The organism is Streptomyces sp. ME02-8801-2C, from assembly GCF_033793965.1.
In the GTDB taxonomy this organism is placed as follows: Bacteria; Actinomycetota; Actinomycetes; order Streptomycetales; family Streptomycetaceae; genus Streptomyces.
The window spans coordinates 1-1087 of record NZ_JARAXP010000053.1 but is presented as its reverse complement, the minus strand read 5'-3'; the positions used below and the strand labels follow the sequence as shown (position 1 = coordinate 1087).

The 1087-nt window shown below is 66.9% G+C and carries 1 protein-coding gene; it reads left to right on the top strand.

Features of this window, described 5'->3' with window-relative positions; translation table 11 throughout:
* Nucleotides 1–638: 638 nt before the first annotated feature.
* Complete coding sequence (locus PV396_RS44890; protein ID WP_319138511.1) at nucleotides 639–866, top strand: hypothetical protein; 228 nt, start codon at nucleotides 639–641, stop codon at nucleotides 864–866.
* The last annotated feature ends 221 nt before the right edge of the window (nucleotides 867–1087 follow it).

Sequence of the window (1087 nt, the reverse complement as noted above, 5' to 3'; positions counted from 1 at the left end):
TTGTCGAGTTGGAGAGGGTTACTGGTGAAGTCCCGTCGAGGAACGCAGTTCTGGCCTCAGCCACCGAAAGTCAGCCACGGCGGCGGGTGCGCCGCACGAGCACCCGTCACGTGTGCCTCCAGCAACCCCGTTCGGGCCTCAGCCACGCTGCCCGAATACGTCCCGGGCCGCGCCCCCTCCGGCCTGGGCGTTGTGTACGTCGGGACGGTGCTCAGGTCGGCTTCGGATCTCTCGGAGCGAAACGGCGGCCGATGGCACGGTGCGGTCGTCACCGGCGCGCTTCGGTCTGGTCCTGGCGCTCGGACTGGTCGGGTTGCTTCCTGCTCTGGCTGCCCACCCTGGCGGTGTTGCGCGCTGAGTGGGCGGGGGCCGCCGCAGCGGTGGCGGAGGCATGGAGCGGCGGCGGCCCGTGGCCGCCAGCGCGCGCGGCACGCCGTAGGCGGGCCGCCTTGATACAGTAAAGAAACTCTGAACAGCTCCGCAGGGCAGGGGAGCGGCCGAGCAGCATGCGAGGAACACATGGACACCGTGGACCAATCCCGGACCTGCGAGAGAGGCCGTCGGACAGCCGATCAACCATGCCTCGGCGCTTCAAGCAATCGCGATACGCAACGACGGCACAGCAGCAAGCGGGAGCAATGACCGAGCACATACCGGACAACGAAATGGGGTCGACCAGCATTCACGTCGGGGACACGGAAAAGGTGGCCGCGCTGGTCAAAGAGATGCGCGCCATGGTCGGCCGCCTCAGGAGGGAGACGATGGAGTTGCGAGAGGAAGTGGCCCAGCTCAGGACTGAGGCTTCGACTGCTGAGCTGCCTTCAACTCCTCGACTTCACGGCGCAGTTCCTGATGATCAGCGCTGAGTGCGCGGATTTCGTCGCGTAGTGCTGTGAGCGTTTCAGCGAGGGTGGCCCCGGCGGCATCGGCGTCGTCGGGTCCTCCCTCACCTGGCTCTGCCTGGCCCGGCCTCTCGCCCTTCTTCGACTTGTCGAGTTGGAGAGGGTTACTGGTGAAGTCCCGTCGAGGAACGCAGTTCTGGCCTCAGCCACCGAAAGTCAGCCACGGCGGCGGGTGCGCCGCACGA

Bases quoted from the DNA above. Each gene is read 5' to 3' on its own strand.
- PV396_RS44890 (WP_319138511.1), top strand. From the start codon at position 639: ATGACCGAGCACATACCGGACAACGAAATGGGGTCGACCAGCATTCAC.